Raw genomic sequence first — 17253 nt, 5'->3', positions numbered from 1 at the left:
CCGGCTCAGCCAAAGGCGCTGACGGCAAGGTCGGAGGCCGGGATCCTCATGTTGGGCCGGCTGCCTGCGTTGACCGCGATGGAGCAGCCGAACAGGCCCTTGGCCAACTCGGCGCCGGTCATGGCCCGTAGCCGCCGGTCGTCGTGCGAGGCGTAGTGAGCGCTGGTGTACACGTCCAGGACACGCCGGCCGTCGTGGGTCCGGCCGAAGAGAAGTTGCTTGCCGTCCGAGTCGACGGGCACCAACAGAGTCGCCTCGCGGAGAGCGTCCAGGAATGCCTCGGCGGTGCTGGTGCGTGACCAGACGCCCTGCATCGCACGCTCCACCTCGTTCTCCGGGGCGCGCCACCGCAGGGCGGTGAGGGTGGGTTCGTACCGGGGGTTGAACCTGAAGTCGCCGAGCTCACCGTGCTCGTCGATGGGCCAGCCACCCAGCGACTTGTGCCACGGGATGTCGTCGTCGTGCGGGTCGTAGGCCGGATCGACGGCGAACAGCCCCTTGCCGGGGTGGCGCCGGGCGGCACGCCGCATGCCCCAGGTCACCTCGGGGGCGCGGAACTTCGGGCCGTGGAGGGCGATCACGGGATGTACTTTGACCTTCAGTCGAGACGGACTCGGAACCCACCTGCTGTCACCGACGATCTCTTCCCGGAGGGCTGCCAGGTCGGGCGCCTCCTGCCAGGGCCCGGACAGCACTCGCCCCGGAACCGGGTGACCGCCCTCCTGCTGTGCCATCTCGGCCAAGGCCTCGGTGGGCGCGAGTCCCCGTCGAAACGCGGATCTCCACAGCCCCTTCCAGAACTGGACGGACTTGGTGGCGTGGTAGCCCATTTCCTTACGAACGACAAAGCCGACGGCCCCTTCCGCATCCGAGGCGTACAGCAGCCCCAGAACGCCCTCAGCGTTGGCCACCTCGACAAACTGCACCGGGCCGTCCGCCCGCCGCTCGTAGTCGGTCGGCCCACTGATCAGCCGTGGTCGAAGATCATCCGCCAACCGGGAGAACGGCCGCTCCTCGGAATTTTCGTCCGGCCCGTGCTGCTCGTTCATCAGCGCATCTCTCCGTAGACCTGCCACTTGCCCGCGTCGTCCTGGAAGACCTTGGTGATCCTGTATTCGGAGCCGCGGCCGAGCAACAGCTCACGCTCACCGACGGCATGGGTCAGTTTCTCCACCCAGAGGGCCGGGGTTCCTGCGGGCACTCGTAGATGGAGGACGGCGCTCTTGTGGTCGAACCCTGACGCCACCTCTCCCAATGACGTAGACATGTAGGCATCATCCGTGAACTTCCTGCCGGCCATGGCCGACGGGTCGTCGGTGCCCATCTCGCGCAGATGGTGCTCCAGGTTCGTGCCGCGCCTGACGATGACGTCCTCGGGGAGCGGGCTCCCCGCGAGCGCTTTGTCGATGTGCTCGATGTGCTCACGTACGGCATCTGTGGCGAAATCGCCATCCCTGAGGAAGCCGTTGACACGCGCGAATTCGATTCCCGTATAGCTCCGGACCGCCTCCCGCTGGTCGGTCGGCAGGTTTTCCACATAGTCGTTCCAGTGCTCGGCGCCGTATCTCATGGCGTCCGCGTTGCTTTCGAAGGTGACCGCATCATGAGAGATGTCGGCCATCGCAGACTCGTGTTCGGCGGGGGTCGAGGGGCCGTCCCAGTCCCACGGGTCACGGGCGGAGCCTTTGCCCACGTCGGCCGTGGCGTCGGCGGCCTCCTCGGCGGCGTGCTCCTTGAGGAAGAAGTCGTCCCACGACGGGCCACTCTTGGCCGCGGCCTCCCCGACCGCTTCCCCGGAGTGTCCGGCCACCGTCCCGACCGTCTCCCGGGCGGCCCGCGCCGCCGCCGTCTCCACGGCGTCCTCCGCGACCGCTGCCATGGTGCGGCGGGCCGCTCCCACGCCGGTCGCCGCGCCGCCGGTGAGCGCGTCGCTCGCGAGGTCGAAGGTGAGGGTGCCGAGCGCTTCGGCGGGGTCGCTGGACCAGCCCGAACCGAGCATCGACCTGGCGGTGCGCACCGGGTGGTTGGCCGAGGTGAGCAGCCCCATACCGGTGAGGGAGACGTTCCGCAGGTACTCCGCGGGGTGGGTGAGGTTGTGCGGGTCCATCGGGTCGAGCGTCCGCATCATGCGGGTCAGCCCGATACCACCCTTGAGAACACCGCCGGTGAAATGCTCCAGCTCCATGTTGACGGCCAGGGGGGCGTCCATCAGCCCGGCCTTGAGTTTGGCCCAGGTGCCGGGCTCGGCCGGGGCCGCCTCGTAGGCACTGCTCACCTTGGCCGTGGCGGTCTCGGCGGCGGAGTCACGCGTGTGGCGGGCGCTCTCGAGGATCTCCCGGGCCTCGGCACGGCCCAGTTCGCCCGGATCCACGAAGTCCCCGGGATCCATGGGAGCTTCGGCGCCGGAAAGCGGCACGGACCCGAGGGACAGTGAGGCCTTCTTGTACTCCCAGACCTGCTGCTCGTACGTCCGCCGGGCCGCGGAGCTCTTCGCCTCCGCGGCCTGCCACTTCTCGATCGCCTCGGCCGCCCGGCCGCGCGCCCAGGTGACGGTGTGCGCGTATTCCGCCAGCGCGTTCGCCGCGGCCGTACAGGCGTCGGACGCCGTCAGCCACTTCTTCGGGTGGGTGGTGAAGGAGTCACGGAAGGAGTCGGCGGCGGTGCCGGTCCAGTGGCCGGGGTCGAGCTTCCCGAGCGCCTGCCCGGCGTTCTCGAAGGCGGTGGCGAAGGCCTTGAGGTGCTGGACGGCCTCCTCGATGTCACCAGTCGAGCCGTGGATGAGTTCGCCCGGCTCGCCGCTCTCGCCCAGCTCCCGTTCGGGCACCATGGCGCCGACCGCCCCGGTGAGGTACTCGGCGCCGTCACGGACCTTCTCCCCGGCGGACTTCAGCCCGACGCCGTCCAGCGCCTCCCCCAAGGCGCCCGCTTGTGCGTTGACTCCGTCGGAAATGCCTTGCTCAAGGCCGTCGGCCAGGTCGCCCAACTCACCCAGGACACCCATCAGTCGCTGTCCTCAGGCGCGGCAGCGTCCACGAACTCCTCGCCGATCCGCAATTGTGTTCCGTACTGACCGCTGGTGGTCAGGTCCTTCTCGGTGCCATCCCAGGCCTGTCCCATCTGCTGCAGGGATGCGGACGCCGACTGCGGGGTGACGTCCGGCGTCAAAGTCCCCTGCACCGAGGATCCGACCTGGCTCCACGACATCCGCTCCGCGTCCTCACCGGACAGGGCCGGGTCGCCGTAGGCGCCCACGACGTAGTCCTTGGCGACCCCGATCGCGTACTCCTCGGCCTCGTGGTAGTACCCGGCCGCCAGGTCGAGCTTCTCGGCGATCGCGTTGCCCTCGTCGACCAGCGCCTTCACGCCCCACTCCCAGCGCTCGGTGAAGGTGGCGAAGGCTTTGGCCAACCCGGTGTGGCCCATCTGCAGTTGCGTCAGCTGCAGGCTTCCGAAACCGCGTCCGACCGCACCCCCGCCGACCATGCCGACGTCCTGGAGCTCCTCGATCGTCCGGTTGATGCCCTGGGCGGCCTGCTTGAGGACCTCGGGGTCCGCGCCGTAGCCGTCGCTCACGCGCCGTCCAGAAGGTCGACGGCCACCGGGTCCGGCACGACTTTGGACAAGGGAGGCATGAGGAGCGGGCGGACACCGGCCACGTCCACCGAGACCCCGGTGGCGGCACGGGTCTCGGCGACTGCGACGGGTACGGCGACGTCCAGCAGCCGCGAGCCGAGGACCGTCCAGTAGGCGATACGGCCGCTCACCGGACCGGGCTGTTTCGGTGCCTCGGCGCGAGCGCGCGCGAAGCGCTCCAACTCACCGGCGGCGGTGAAGGCGTACAGCCACTGAACACCGTCCACCGCGGCGGAACACATGGGTTCGTCCTCCACGAGCGGCACATACAGGGCGGCCGCCCGGAACGCCGCCAACAGCCGCTCACCGCTGCCTCGCCCGTCGTACAGGTCGTGGATCTCGGCGGCCAGCCTGGCCCGTTCGAGATTGCCGACGCCGACCGCCGGGCCGCCCGCCGTTTCCGCTCTCATGGTGTGGTCATCCCGTGACTGAACGTGTGGTGCCCAACAGCAGATCACGATGATCGTGGATCAGTCCAGTCGAGCCGTGCAAAGACGTGTGTGCTTCCTTCGAGTGCTGCAGGAAGCAAGCGCGTTGAAGGAAGCCAACCCGAATTCGTTTGCTGAGCAGGATGGTTCGAAGGCACCGTGATCCGTCAGGCGGCGCTCTGGGTTCGCTCGGTGTGCAGTAGCGACTGGCGTTGGACCGGCCGGCACACGAAGCGGACGGGGACAACGGCCTGGCCGTCACCGCCCAAGTCGTATTCCTGCTCGTCAAGCGCTCCCGGCGGAGCCAGAACGACAACGTCGGCCCCGGCCCGATTGGCCATCCCCGGCACGGGCACGAGCCGTACCCGTCACAACAGAATCCCTACCAGCAGCAGCCCGCCCAGCCTCACAGCCAATGGCCGCCCCAGCAGTAGGCACGTCGGAAGCGCCCCGGCTCGCCATCGGGGGTCCGCCAGATCAGCATCCATCCGCCTTCGCGGCTGCGCTGAGGAACGTCTTCAGGAAATCAGCGAGTTCGGTCTGTGCCTCTTTCCAGTTCTTGGGACTTCCGACGCCCACTGTGAGTGCGTAGCTCTGGGCCTCCTCACCCTCGACGTCTGACGGAAGCCCTGAGCAATCCGCTACGCCCACGGCGTGTCCTCGGTACGTTGCGATGCGGCCCGAAGAGGAGACGGTGATCTCGTCGGCTTGACTGGCTGGAACGGTCTTCGCAAGGACTTCCCGGGCAGTCAGCTTCTCCTGGTAACGCTGATCCGCAAGAGTCAGCGCTGTGTTCCCGTCCACCAGGTATGAGCAGGACGACTGTGCTTGACCGTCCGCCAGAGAGCCACCGGTCAGTGTCAGTTCCCTGCCTGGCGGGAAGAGTGAATGAATCGCCTCCCGGCTGACGGATATTCCGCAAAGGCTCTCGGGCAAGTCGTAGTCCACCTGCTGCCCGGACGAACACCCCGGCAGCAACGCCAGCGCCGTCAGCACTGCCCATCCTCGCGCCCTCGGAATCCGCCGAACGTCACCCATGGTGCGCGTCCTCCCATTTGGCTCCGGCAGCGTGGCTTTGGAAGGCTTCCCCCGCCACCGCGTTCTGGATGTCACGCACGGTGTCGGAGTTGTAGTGGCCTCGCTGCGCTGCCTGCTCGACGGCAGCCTGAGCCGACCGCTGGGCCTGCGTGCTGCCGTTGGTGTAGTCCCGGACCGCCTCATCCTGCGCCTGCGACGTGGTGTCGCGCTGGATGCTTTCCATGACACTCGACTGGATGTCCTCGATCGCCCAGCCCGCTACGTCACCGACGACGGGAACCTTGATCGCACCAGTGGCCAGCCCCAGGCCTCGGCCAACCCACTTGCTGGCAGTCTCGGCCGACTCGTTGAAGTCCGCGTCACTCGCGCGCTGATTCTCGAATACCGCGTCCGCTCGGGCCTCGCTCATGATGCCTGCGACGGTGGCACCGGGGCGGACAGCACTGGATGCTCTTTCTTCGACGGACACAGTGGACTGCGTTGCGCCGTTCATGGCCCGGTCGACCTCGGCTGTGGTGTACGCCTGCTGCGACGCGGTGATCGCCGCGTAGGCATCAGGGTCCTGGCCGACCTGCGCGAGGAACGCTTCGGTGTGCGCGGGGTCCAACTGCGCGGGAACGCCGTGCACAGACAGGCTGTCCTGGCTGGACACTGCACGCTGTACATCCCCCATGTATTCGGCGGCGATGTTGCCCAGGCTGTCCCGAGCGGCCTCATAGGGAGCACCGTCTTTGCCATTGAGGAGTTCGGGGCCCTCCTCGCCACCGAACTTGTTCACGATCTGGCTGGCCAGAGTGGCCTGGTCGTCCGTGTGTGGAACGGAATCGGCATGGGGGTTCCCGTCCCAGGAGCGACCGGTCGTGGCGGCTTCCAGGGCATGCCCCAGGGAGTCCGGGAAGTTGTTCATGGACTTCGCCACGTCGTCCGGGGCGTGGCCCGTGATGTCCGGGAAGGACTCGTAGTCCTTGTTGACGAGGTAGTCCAGGTAGTTGGTCGAACCGTCGACGTCGAGGATGGCCTGCGGATCACCCTTCGGGGATCCGTCCTGCGCGTACTCCTGCATCGGTGGTGAGAAGTAGTCCGTCGCCGCCTTCGGACTGTGGCCCAACGCCTCCAGCACGCTGTTCATCGGGTCGTACCCGGCGCCGTTCTTGCCGGACGGGTTGAAGCCGTACTGCGGGTCGCCGAAGTCGCCCTTCGTGCCGGCGAAGAAGTACGGGTCCTTGGCGTGCAGTTGGGTGACGTGCTCCGCGATCGGGGTGAGGAAGGAGGGGTCGTAGTCGCCGTGGCGGAGGATGCCGCCGAGGAGCTGGTAGCCGTAGGGGCCCTCGTTCATGCTGTCCGGGTAAAGCCGCACATGCTGGGTTCCGAGCTTGCGGAACTCGTCGGTCCACTGCTTGTCCAGGTGCGGATCCTTGCCCGCATTCGTGGCGGTGGCCAGGGTGTTGCCCATGTTGCGCTGCATCTCCTGGAGCAGCTTCCTGCGTTCGTCGCTCGCGTCGGTGGTCTGGAGCGCGAGCTGGCCGTAGAGCTTGAGGCTGCCCTCCTGGCCGAGCTGCTTGTAGAAGTCCGTGGCGAAGACCGGGTCTTTCGCGTTGGCCTTCATCAGGTGGTTGAGTTCGGTCAGCTCGGTGTCGGTGAGCTTGTCGCCCTTCTTCATCAGCTCGGCCGCGTGCGTGGCGTCGGCGGCGTCCAGGGAGGTGACGACCTGGGAGTTGAAGTTGTCCGTGTAGTTCCCGAGGTCGCGGCGCAGCGCCCAACATGCGGTCTCGTCCGCGTCCGCGGCGCGTTGGAGGACGGCTTCGATACGGCGGGCGAAGGCGTCGCAGGCCTGTTGCTGCTCGCGGATGAGGGCCTGGCCGTCGGGGTCGTGGTGAGCCCAGGTCTGCTGGTTGACGTCATTCCGCGGGGTGACCACACCGGCGGCGCTGACATGCAGATCCTGCTTCTTGGCCTCAACCTCCGCGAGGTGGTGGAGGTCGTCCTTGGCCTTCTTCAGCTCCGCGTGCAGAGTCGTGAGCACACCGGCGATGCCTTCCGCCTCCTTCTGCGCATCCGCGAACTCCTGCTGGGCGGCCCGTACGTCGTTGTCCGCCTTGGCCGCCGTCAGCACCGGCTGCCGCCAGCCGGCCTGCTTGAAGGGCTTGGCGACCTCGTCGCCGAAAGCGGTGTGCAGGCTCTTGAACTTGGTGACCGTCTCCTCCCAACGGTCGGCGGCCGCACTGAGGTTGCTGAGGTTGAGGTGGTACAGCTGCTCGTACGTCGGCATGGCTGTGGTGAGTCCCCCGGTCGTGTGGTGTTCGCCCGTAGGCTGCGACGCGGTCGGCGGCGGGACCGGCTCACCCGAAAGGTGAGGATCCGGCCGACAGTGAGCGCATCGTCCGTGTGTTGTCCGCCTCGGTGTTCTGGTAGAGCAGGCCCGACCCTCCGCACTGGCCCGCGAGGCTGTCGCACTTTGCGGCGAGCGCCGAGACCTGGCTCGACCAGGTCTGCGCCAAGCCGTTGAGTGCCCCGCCCAGGCCGCCGCTCCAGTTGCCGCCGCTGAGATCGCGTGCGGCCGACCGCGTCTCGTCCACCGGGTGCGCGCCTGCGGTACGGGTCTGTCCCGCCGTCTCACGCGCTCCCGTGCCCGCGCGGTTCAAGGCTGCCGGATCGTCGATGTCCGTGGCGCCTGACATGTCCTGTCCCCCGTGTTCCCTCCCGCCCCTCAAGTGGCGGAAGTCTCCGGTGTGCGAAGCGAGTTCATCTGCGGTGCGTAAGCAAAGTATCACCGCGGTGCAACGAGTGATTGCTGCCACCGCGGTCGGCCCCGGTCCTCGGCTCCGGCCCGTCTCACAGCTTGCCGAAGACGACTCCGCGCCAGGTCCAGCCCAGTTCGAGGACGGTGTTCCGCAGGGGTTCGCGCAGTTCCGAGCTGTCGAAGTGGAAAAAGGCGTTCGCCTCGACCCGACCGTCGGGCCCGCGTTGGATCTTCCGGTGGGTGGACACGGTCCTGGCCGGCCCTCGCGTGTACTGCGAGGAGACCCGGAGGCTCGGTGGATTCCCGATGCGTTCGACCGCCCACGATTCCTCAAGGGCCCGTACGTCCTGCTCCTCGTGGTCGAGGCGCATGCTGATCCTGACGGCGCGGGACAGCTGGGACCGGACGAAGAGGGGCTGCCATGCGGGCTCCGACAGCCGCCACTCCGCGACCAGTTCGGCGTCTTCGGTGGTGTCGCGGATGGTGTAGGGAACATCCGGCCGGTTGAGGGCCAAGAGGGCTGTCCGCACCGCGTCGGCGGGCGCCGATGGGGCGCCTTCGGTCGGGTGCCGGGTTCCGGTCAGTTTGTCGAAGAGTCCCACGGGGTCACCGTACGAGGTGCTGAATCGTCGCTACGACAACGGGTGGACGGTCAGTTCTCCCCCCGCGGGAACGACACCTCCACGCGGCGGTTCTTCTTGCGGCCCGATTCTGTGGTGTTGGAGGCGATCGGGTAGTCCTCGGAGTAGCCGCGGACCTCGTAGGTGATGGCTGAGTCGTTCAGTTCCTCGTCGAGGACGTCCTGTACGGCGTTGGCGCGTTGGCGGGAGAGGGTGAGGCCGTGGGCGTAGCTGCCGAGGTTGTCGGTGAAGCCGAAGACGCGGATCCGGGTGGCCTTCTGGTTCTTGATCTCCGCGGCGATGGCGGAGATGCGGGCTCTCGCCTCGCCGTTCAGCTTCGCGCTGTCCTTGCCGAAGAGGACCTCCGCCTGGAGGGCGAACTTCACGTCCGCGTTGGTGTCCTCGCGGCGCTCGTCCCCGCTCTGGTCCTCGACGACCTGCTTGATGTCCAGCACCTTCGGTTCGGCGAGCGTGGCGCCTTCCGGGAGTTTCAGGTCCGGGTCGTTGGGGTCGACCTGGACGGGGGCGGTGGCGGAGGGTTCGGTGCCCGGGGGGACGCTGGGGCCACCGTCGTCGGCGTGCGCGGCGGGGAGGAACATGACCGTGAGGAGGGTGGCGGCGGTCACGGTGAGGGGGAGGCGGGGGGTGGTGGTCATGGGTGCCTCAACCTGAGATCTGGATGGTGGCCGAGGCGAATGTGGGGAGTTGGAAGTCGACGCTGGTGGTACCGGCCGGGGGCGCCGGGAACTGCATGAACACCGGGATGGAGGCACCTGCGTCGATCCTCGGCATGCCCGTGGTCGTGAGGGGGCGCCCGTCGGTGTCGCGCAGGACGTAGTAACGCTTCTTGGACTTGGAGTCGACGAGGGTCGCGCCGCCCAGCGATGAGCCGTGCCGGATGATCTCGGTCTCGTCTCCCGCTGTCCGCACCGAGACCCGGGCCGCCTTGTCACCGTCGTTCTTCATCTCGCCGCTCACCGTGAGGAATCCTCCGGAGTCCCGTTGCACGGAGTCGATCTGAAGGGTGAGTCCGTCTTCTCCCTTGAGTTCGGCGATCGGCTCGTCCGTGCCCTCCTGCGTGCTCGCTCCGGAGCTGCCCTTGGAGGCGGACGCGGACGCCTCCGGCTTCTTGTCGTCGTCGCCCCCGCTTCCGCAGCCGGCCACGCCGACGGCCAGACCGGCCGCGATCGTCAGCGCGACCATCCCCCTGCGGGCCTTCGCCGTGAACCGAATGCTCATCACTGCGCTTCCTTCACCACTAGTTGTTCGTCTGTCGATCGGCCAGATGGACGTCGAAGAGATCCTCGGGCCCGGGGAGGTCGGTGAGATCCTCCGGATCCAGGGTCCACTTGCCGTCGTCACAGGTGAGCGTCGGCAGCAGGTCCGCGTCGGCCCCCTCCCCCGGGAGCACGAACTCGCAGGCCGACTCGATGACCGCCGTGGCCGGCGCCCTGGACCTCTTGTTCTCGGTGCCGGGGACGATGGAGTCACCGACCGTCTTGTTGGTGGTGGCCTCGACCTGGTAGCCCGGCGGCATCCCCTCCAGCGGTGTGCAGGTGACCGTGGCGTCGTTCTGTGCGGCCAGCTGGTCCGCCCGGGCGCAGCCGTCGAACGGCACCCCGAGGCCGTGGAAGATGTCCAGCCACTTGTTGGGGTCCCGGACGTTCTGCACCCACTCCTCGGTGAGTTGGTCCCTGGTGTCGAGAGCTGCCGCAAGCGCCGCGGCGTCGGCGGCCGTCTGGGCGCCGTTCCGATTGGCTCCGGCCTGACCGACTGCCAGGAAGGCGAACGCGAGAAAGAGCAGGCCCGCCACCACCGTGATGTAGATGGGGAAAGCCTGCCCTGCGTCGCTGTGCCGTCGAACCTGCGTCAGGCGCCGATGACTTCGTCGATCTTGTCCACGATCGCGTCGTAGATGGCCTGACCGATGTCCGTGCCCGTGATCGCCAGCACGATCGCCACCACCACCGCGATGATCCCCAGGTACTCGACCGCGGTCTGACCCTTGTCGTCGTTGAACCGGTTGCTCATGGTGGGCCCCTTCGGCGTCATCGCTGTCGACCTTGGGAACGTAAATCGGAGTCGGCGGTTCGATGGAGGGTCCCAGGGCCCAAATCCGGGCCCAAGCCGGTGTCTTCATCGGTCACCCCACCCCCCGGTGCGAACCCGGCGCCGTGCCCAGCCACTTGGCCGCGGCCTCGGAGCGGCTGCTGCTGTGGAGCTTGGCGAAGATGCGGTTGATGTGGTTCTTGACCGTCTTCTCGCTGATGAAGCAGGCGGCGGCGATCTGCTGGTTGGTCATGCCGGATGCGATGAGGTTCATGATCTCCGCCTCCCTTGCGCTGAGTTGGAAACGCGACCGGTCCGAGGGCAACTGTCCCACAGGTGGTTGCATTTGCGAAAGTACTTTCTCAGATATCGGCGGGAGAGGGGGAGTCGGACGTCCATTTACGTGTGCATTCGCATCGCGCAGCTCCTGCAGCAACGCGCTCGCCGCCGTCGGGGTCAGGTGGGTGACACCCCGCACGGTGTCCCGTACGGCCGCGGCGAGCTGGTCCGTCGTGAACTCGCCGTGGACCAGGTAGCCGTCGGCTCCGCCGCGCAGCGCCTCGCGGACGGTGTCCGGCTCTCCGCTGTACGTCAGCATCAGCACCGGTGCGATCGGCACGAGGTAGGGCAGCGCCGAGAGGCCGTCCACGCCCGGCATCCGGACGTCGAGGAGGATCACGTCGGGGCGGTGCCGGGTCGCGGCCTCGTACGCCTCCCGGCCGTCCGCCGCCTCCGCCACGACCGTGATGTCCTCACGGCCCGAGAGGAGGGCCGTGAGGCCCGCGCGGACCACCGGGTTGTCGTCGACGACGACGATCCGGACGACAGGGCTGGGCGGGGCCGTCGGGAACAGCGCGAACGGGGTGACGGAGTGCTGGGGGTCGTTCTGCACTGCGCGGCCTCCTCTCGTGGTGGGGTGGGGGGTCATCGGTCCGTCTCCGCGGGTGGCAGGGGGAGTTCCAGGAGTACTTCCGTGCCCCGGGAGTCCGGGCCTTCGCCCAGCTGGATGCGGGCACCCGCCGACGCGGCGCGTTCCACCATGCCGACCAGGCCGAAGTGGCCCGTCCTGCGGAGGTCGTCGAGGGTGGTGTCGGCGGGGAGGCCGCGGCCGTCGTCCCGGACGGTGATCCTGAGCAGGCCGTCCTGGATGTCCGCCGTCACGTCGATGAGGGTGGCCTCGGCGTGGCGGTGGGCGTTCTCCATCGCCTCCTCGGTGATGGAGAGGAGGTGGCGGGCCACCGGGGGCGGGATCACGGGGGCGGGGTGGGGGTGGGTGGGGGGTCGGTAGGTGGTGGGGAGCGGGGTGCGTTGGGCGAACTCCGCCGTTCTGGTCGCGAGTTCCGTCAGTACGTCCGTGCTGTGAGGCCGTTCGCTGCGCAGGTCCGTGAGGAGTTCGCGGGATTCCGTCGCCGCTCTGCGGGCTGCTCGGGCGACGAGTTCCGCCTGTTGCTTGAGGAGGGCCGGGTCGGGGGTGGGGGCGGCCGCCGAGGTCGCCAGGCCCTCGGCGGCCAGCGCCACGCCGTGCAGGGTCTTGGCCACGGAGTCGTGCATCTCCCGGGCCAGCCGCGCCCGTTCCTCGCTGATCGCCTCCGTCACCGCCAGGCGGGCCCGCATCGCGGTGAGGGCCTGGGTGGCCGTGCCGAAGCGGAGCAGGAGGTTGCGCAGGGTGGAGCCGACCGCGCCGGTGATCACGCAGAAGCCGGGGAGGAGGAGGGTGTCCGCGGGGGTGGCGTGCGAGTGCGGGAGCGCCGTCTGGGCCAGGAGCAGGATCAGGGACTGGAGCGAGGCGAAGACCGCGGCGCCCCGCCAGCTGTAGGCGATGCCGGCGAGGAGGGGGGTGCAGACGCTGACGTACGCGAGCGTGGTGTCCGGGCCTGCGGAGATCAGCAGGAGGCTGCCGAAGACGGTGTCGGCGGCGAGGAGGGTGGGGTGGCGCAGGAGGAGGGGGCCGAAGCGTTCCCAGTCCCTGAAGAGGGCGTACGAGACCATGAAGGTGACGACCACGGCGGCGCCGACGAGGCGGGTGCCGAGGCCGGGGTTGGCGTTGAGGAGGGCGGCGGGGGCGGCCAGGGCGATCATCGCGAGGCGGAAGCCGAAGACCTGGCGGCACATGGCTTGGAGGGCGTTGACCTGGAGGTCGAGGGCGGGTGCGGGTGCGTGGGGGTGAGCGTCCTGGGATCTCCCACCCGCACCATCCGTGCGGCCGTCGTCGTCGGGTGCGGGTGGCCCCTGTGGGGGCGCAGCGCCGTCGGCGGCCGCGCGGCCGTGCGGATTCACCGGTCGCGAATCGGCAGGCCCGCCTCGAACCCCCGCCGCCGCCTTCGCGGCCGCCCCCGCTGCTGTCTCCGGCTCCGCCTTCGCCCCCGCCGTCGCCTCTGGCTCCGCCGTCGCCTCCGGCTCCGCCTCCCGTTCCGCGGGCGGGCGCCTCCCTGTCTCCGTCATCGTCACCTCCCCACCCCCGGCTCCCTCACTCCCGAGCTCCCTCACTCCCGAGCTCCCTCACTCCCCAGCTCCCGCACTCCCCCACTTCCCAGCTCTCCTACTCCCCCACCCCCCTTACTCCCCCGTGATCGACCCGAAGTCCGTCCCCGAGCCCAGGAGCAGGCCCGCGGCCAGCAGCAGCATCGTGGCCGGGACCATGAACGTGGTGATCATCATCGTGGCCTTGGGGACCGCGCGGGCGGCCTTGCGGCGGGCGTTCTGGGCGTCCGTGCGGCGCATGTCCTTGGCCAGGGAGACCAGGGTGTCCACGATCGGCGCGCCCAGCTCCTCGCCCTGCTGGAGCGCCGTCACGAACATCGCCACCTGTTCGGAGTCGTTGCGGCGCCGTAGCTCCGCGAAGGCCTGGCGGCGGCTCATGCCGAGGTCCATCTGGCGGAGCGTGATGCGCAGTTCGTCGGCCCAGGGGCCCTCGTACTTGGAGGCCACCCGGTCCAGCGCCTGGCGGAAGCCCAGGCCCGCGCTCACCACCACCGCCAGCACGTCCAGGAAGTCGGGGAGGGTGCGCTCGATGACGTCCTTCCTGACCCGGATCGCCGACCAGATGCCGACCTCCGTCCAGAACGCCCCGAAGGCGAGGAGCAGCAGGGCGACCAGGATCTGGCCGCGGAGCAGGAAGACCAGGAAGCCCAGGGCGCCGAGGAAGCCGTAGACCGCCCGGCGGGCCGCGTAGCGGTTGATGGTCAGGCCGCCGGGGTTGCCCGCGAGGTCGATCCTGCGGCGGTACTTGGCGACCTGCTTGGGGCCCATCAGGCGCAGCACCGCGGGGGCGTACCGCATGCCCATGCGGTCGACCAGGGAGTCCACCGCGCCGGTGCGGGTCGAGCCGACCTCCAGCGCGAGCACCAGGTCGCTCGGCAGCTTCGCCTCCGCGCGGTACATGCGGATGCCGGCGAAGACGCCCCACACGCTCACGGCCATCAGCAGGGCCAGTCCGATTGCGATCACGGCCGCCCCCTCAGACGTCGATGCGGGACAGGCGGCGGATGAGGACGAAGCCCACGGCGTACAGGCCGAACGCGATGATCACGGCGGCCTGGCCCAGCGGTGAGCCCGTCATGCGGTCCAGCGCGCCGTCCTTGACGCCGTTCATCAGGAACAGCGAGCCGATGCCGAGGACCGGGACGGCGTACGACGTCATGTTCACCTGGGAGAGCTGGGTGCGGACCTCGCGCCGGGTCTCCTTGCGCTCCTCCAGCGTCTCGGTGAGGTTGCGCAGCGCGCTGACCACCTGGCCGCCGGCCCGGTTCGACAGAACCAGGGTGGTCACCAGGACCACCAGCTCGCGGGACGGCAGCCGTTTCGCCATCTCGTCCAGGGCGTCCTCCATGGACACCCCGACCGCCAACTCGTTGGCGACCTTGGCCAGTTCCTCCCCGGCCGGGGCCTCCAGCTCCTCCGCCGCCATGCCGATGGCGGTGCGCAGGGCGAGGCCGGCGTGGGTGGCGTTGGCCAGGATGCGGGCCAGCTCGGGGAGTTGGTTGATGAACCTCTCGATGCGTTTCTGGCGCTGCCAGTTGAGGAACTGCACCGCCGCCCAGACGCCGAGGAGACCGAGGATCGGGCCGAAGAAGGGGGCCAGCGTCTCCTGGCCGATCAGCCACAGGCCCGCCACCACGGCGAGCATCGCGGCGAAGAACTCGCCCGGCGTCACGTCCAGCCCGGTGGCCGCGAGGCGCAGTTCCAGCTGCCGGCCGAGCCGGGTGCGGCGCAGCCGGCGGTCCAGGTCCCGGAAGTGCCGTCGGCGGCCGGTGTACGACACCTGCCCCGCCGCCGTCAGCCGGTCGACCAGGGCGGCCCGCTGGGCCCGGCCCTTGGCGTAGACGTGGACGCCGATGACGGCGACCACGCAGGTCAGCAAGGCTATGCCGGTGGTGAGATCGACTAGGGTCGCGAGGTCCATGAGGTGCTTCCTACCTGTCCTACCTGGCTTCTCGGATGGCCAACTGGCTTGCGGACTCGGCCACGCCGAAGGCCTGGGGCGTGGGCTGACTCGCCATGTAGAGGCGGTCGACGGTACGGCGCGGCAGCGGGAAGTACTCGAACCGGCCGTAGATCCGGCCGTCCGCCGCCATCGGCTGGGCGTTGAAGCGGGCCACCGTCGCCAGCCGGTACGGCTCGCTGCCGTGACTGTCGAGCAGGGCGATCTCGGTGATGCGGCGGGCGCCGTCGGCGAACCGGGTGAGCTGGATGATCACGTCGACGGCACTGTTGATCTGGTCGTGCAGCGCCTCGAAGGGGATCTCGACCTCCGACATCGACGCCAGGGTCTTCAGCCGCATCAGCGCGTCCTCGGCGCTGTTGGCGTGCACGGTGGCCAGTGAGCCGTCGTGGCCCGTCGACATCGCCTGGAGCATGTCGAGGGACTCGCCGCCGCGGACCTCGCCGACCACGATCCGGTCGGGGCGCATGCGAAGGGAGTTGCGGACCAGGTCGCGGATGGTGACGCGGCCCTGGCCCTCCACGTTGGGCGGGCGGGACTCCAGGCGGACCACGTGCCGTTGCTGGAGCTGGAGTTCGGCCGAGTCCTCGATGGTGATGATGCGGTCGCCCTCGGGGATCAGGCCGGAGAGGGCGTTCAGCAAGGTGGTCTTTCCGGTGCCCGTCGCGCCCGAGACGATGATGTTGAAGCGGGCCTGCACCAGGCCCGCCAGCAGGTACAGCATCTGTTCGTCGAGCGAGCCGAAGCCGACGAGTTCCTGGAGGGTGAAGGACCTCGGGAAGCGGCGGATGGTGAGGATCGCGCCGGTCAGGGAGAGCGGCGGGATGATGACGTTGACGCGCTCGCCGGACGGGAGGCGGGCGTCGACCATCGGATTCGTCTCGTCCACGCGCCGGTTGACTGTCGAGACTATTCGCTCGATGGTCTGCATCAGCTGGTCGTGCGACGGGAAGCGCAACGGCAACTGCTCGACGCGGCCGCCGCGTTCGACGAAGATCGAGTCCGGGCCGTTGACCATGATCTCGGTGATGGAGGCGTCTTCGAGCAGCGGTTCCAGGATGCCGAGGCCGAGGGCCTCGTCGACCACCCGCCGGATCAGCTGGGAGCGTTCCACGGTCGACAGGACCGGGCCCTCGCGGCTGATGATGTGCCCGAGCACCCGCTCCAGCCGGGCCCGGCGCTCGGCCGCCGCCAGCGAGCTCATCTCCGCGAGGTCGATCTCCTCGAGGAGCTTGGCCCGGTAGGAGGAGACCAGGTGGCCGTCCTCGCCCCGACTGCCGTTCTCCTCGGGGGTGTTGATGCGGGACCGCAGGCTCATGGGGGTACCTCGTTCAGTGGTCGAGCGGCATGGTGGCGGTCTTGACGGCGGGGTCGAAGTCCCAGCCGGGGACGATCGACGGGATCTGGACGGTGGCGGTGACGGTGACCGTGTCGTCGCCGCCGCCCTCGGTGCAGGCGACGGACAGCCAGTCGCTGATCGCGTTGACACAGCCGTCCTGCGCGCTCAGGTCGAGCGAGGCGGCCCGCGCGCCGGCCCTGGCCGCGGTGCCGGCCTGCTGGGCGGTGTAGGCGATGAGCCCGATCTGCACGCCGGCCATGGCGACGAGGATCAGGATCGGGATGAAGCCGAGGTACTCGAGCGCCACCTGGCCGCGGTCACGAAGGCTCTTTCGGGAGTACGGCATCTCAGTCCTTGTCCTCCTCCACGGCGCCCGCGTGTCCGTCGACCTGGAAGGGGAAGGCGATGGTGCCCGGGAACAGGACGGGGACGTCGAGGTGGACGTCGGCCGTGACATAGCCGCCGCCGGTCGCGCAGTTCACCGTGCCGCTCCAGGCGCCCGGCAGCTTGTCCAGTCCCGCCTGCTCGCACGCGGCCTCCCGCTCCCCCGGCGCCGCCGCCGTCGCGGCTCGTACCGCCTCGTCCGCAGCATTCCCCGCGAGCGTGAAGGTGTACCCCAGCAGCACGAACTGCCACAGCAGCACCAGGGTGATGAGGATCAGCGGGGTCATCCCGAGAAACTCGATCGTCACCTGCCCGTCGTCGCGGCGGGACCGGGCCGGACCACGCCCGTTGGCCGGCCCGGTGTCGCTGGAGGCGGCACGCGTGCCTACGGTGAGCGGGCCTCCCGGGAGCACCCCTTGAGCACGCGGAAGCGCCCCTTCGGTACTCGGGAGCACCCCTTCGGTACTAGGGACCGCCTCTTCGACACGCGTGCCCTCGGAAAGCGGGCCCCCCTCACCCGGCCCACCGGAGAGCGAACCCCCGGCCACGGTGTCCCCGGTCGCCGGGCCCCGGCCTCGCGG

Annotated in this window: 19 protein-coding genes; all 19 read right to left on the bottom strand. The window is 69.2% G+C overall.

Going from position 1 to position 17253, the window contains the following annotated elements; translation table 11 throughout:
- Nucleotides 1-5: 5 nt before the first annotated feature.
- Nucleotides 6-1049 (bottom strand): type VII secretion system-associated protein, encoded by a 1044-nt coding sequence (locus tag ACFULQ_RS31850; RefSeq protein ID WP_383550609.1) that lies wholly within the window; start codon nt 1047-1049, stop codon nt 6-8.
- Nucleotides 1049-3001 (bottom strand): putative T7SS-secreted protein, encoded by a 1953-nt coding sequence (locus ACFULQ_RS31845; RefSeq protein ID WP_383550607.1) that lies wholly within the window; start codon nt 2999-3001, stop codon nt 1049-1051. The genes ACFULQ_RS31850 and ACFULQ_RS31845 overlap by 1 nt, the downstream gene beginning before the upstream one ends.
- A complete protein-coding gene (locus ACFULQ_RS31840; protein WP_383550605.1) occupies nt 3001-3573 on the bottom strand; it encodes a hypothetical protein in 573 nt (190 codons plus the stop codon). Before ACFULQ_RS31840 ends, ACFULQ_RS31845 begins: the two co-directional genes overlap by 1 nt.
- The gene (locus tag ACFULQ_RS31835; protein WP_383550603.1) at nt 3570-4043 is read right to left on the bottom strand and encodes a hypothetical protein; all 474 of its coding nucleotides are present in this window, start codon (nt 4041-4043) and stop codon (nt 3570-3572) included. Before ACFULQ_RS31835 ends, ACFULQ_RS31840 begins: the two co-directional genes overlap by 4 nt.
- Before the next feature lie 495 nt (nt 4044-4538).
- A complete protein-coding gene (locus ACFULQ_RS31830; RefSeq protein WP_383550601.1) occupies nt 4539-5057 on the bottom strand; it encodes a hypothetical protein in 519 nt (172 codons plus the stop codon).
- A 34-nt stretch (nt 5058-5091) separates the two neighbouring features.
- On the bottom strand, nt 5092-7368 hold the full coding sequence (locus ACFULQ_RS31825) for a hypothetical protein (protein WP_383550599.1): 2277 nt from the start codon (nt 7366-7368) through the stop codon (nt 5092-5094).
- Nucleotides 7369-7438: 70 nt separating this feature from the next.
- Nucleotides 7439-7777 carry a hypothetical protein gene (locus ACFULQ_RS31820; RefSeq protein WP_383550597.1) on the bottom strand — a complete coding sequence of 113 codons (339 nt, stop codon included), beginning with the start codon at nt 7775-7777 and terminating at the stop codon, nt 7439-7441.
- A 154-nt stretch (nt 7778-7931) separates the two neighbouring features.
- On the bottom strand, nt 7932-8441 hold the full coding sequence (locus tag ACFULQ_RS31815; RefSeq protein WP_383550595.1) for a hypothetical protein: 510 nt from the start codon (nt 8439-8441) through the stop codon (nt 7932-7934).
- A gap of 50 nt (nt 8442-8491) precedes the next feature.
- Nucleotides 8492-9115, bottom strand: coding sequence for an OmpA family protein (locus ACFULQ_RS31810; protein WP_383550593.1), 624 nt, complete (start codon nt 9113-9115; stop codon nt 8492-8494).
- Nucleotides 9116-9122: 7 nt separating this feature from the next.
- Nucleotides 9123-9698 (bottom strand): hypothetical protein, encoded by a 576-nt coding sequence (locus ACFULQ_RS31805; RefSeq protein ID WP_383550591.1) that lies wholly within the window; start codon nt 9696-9698, stop codon nt 9123-9125.
- Nucleotides 9699-9717: 19 nt separating this feature from the next.
- The gene (locus ACFULQ_RS31800; protein WP_383550648.1) at nt 9718-10332 is read right to left on the bottom strand and encodes a pilus assembly protein TadG-related protein; all 615 of its coding nucleotides are present in this window, start codon (nt 10330-10332) and stop codon (nt 9718-9720) included.
- Nucleotides 10329-10490: a Flp family type IVb pilin gene (locus tag ACFULQ_RS31795; RefSeq protein ID WP_249125848.1), complete on the bottom strand. Its 162-nt coding sequence runs from the start codon at nt 10488-10490 to the stop codon at nt 10329-10331. Before ACFULQ_RS31795 ends, ACFULQ_RS31800 begins: the two co-directional genes overlap by 4 nt.
- 112 nt (nt 10491-10602) lie before the next feature.
- Nucleotides 10603-11436, bottom strand: coding sequence for a response regulator (locus ACFULQ_RS31790; protein ID WP_383550589.1), 834 nt, complete (start codon nt 11434-11436; stop codon nt 10603-10605).
- Complete coding sequence (locus ACFULQ_RS31785) at nt 11433-12950, bottom strand: sensor histidine kinase (protein WP_383550587.1); 1518 nt, start codon at nt 12948-12950, stop codon at nt 11433-11435. Before ACFULQ_RS31785 ends, ACFULQ_RS31790 begins: the two co-directional genes overlap by 4 nt.
- 114 nt (nt 12951-13064) lie before the next feature.
- Entirely contained in the window at nt 13065-13952 is an 888-nt protein-coding gene (locus ACFULQ_RS31780) for a DUF5936 domain-containing protein (protein ID WP_383550646.1), read from the bottom strand.
- 13 nt (nt 13953-13965) lie between these two features.
- The gene (locus tag ACFULQ_RS31775) at nt 13966-14910 is read right to left on the bottom strand and encodes a type II secretion system F family protein (RefSeq protein WP_383550585.1); all 945 of its coding nucleotides are present in this window, start codon (nt 14908-14910) and stop codon (nt 13966-13968) included.
- Between the two features lie 19 nt (nt 14911-14929).
- Complete coding sequence (locus tag ACFULQ_RS31770) at nt 14930-16267, bottom strand: CpaF family protein (protein WP_383550583.1); 1338 nt, start codon at nt 16265-16267, stop codon at nt 14930-14932.
- 13 nt (nt 16268-16280) lie between these two features.
- On the bottom strand, nt 16281-16634 hold the full coding sequence (locus ACFULQ_RS31765) for a TadE/TadG family type IV pilus assembly protein (protein WP_383550581.1): 354 nt from the start codon (nt 16632-16634) through the stop codon (nt 16281-16283).
- 1 nt (nt 16635) lies between these two features.
- Nucleotides 16636-16959: a pilus assembly protein gene (locus tag ACFULQ_RS31760; RefSeq protein WP_383550644.1), complete on the bottom strand. Its 324-nt coding sequence runs from the start codon at nt 16957-16959 to the stop codon at nt 16636-16638.
- Nucleotides 16960-17253: the final 294 nt, after the last annotated feature.

This window comes from Streptomyces sp. NPDC057253, from assembly GCF_042669125.1.
Taxonomy (GTDB): domain Bacteria; phylum Actinomycetota; class Actinomycetes; order Streptomycetales; family Streptomycetaceae; genus Streptomyces.
This window is presented reverse-complemented; position numbering and strand designations above follow the sequence as displayed.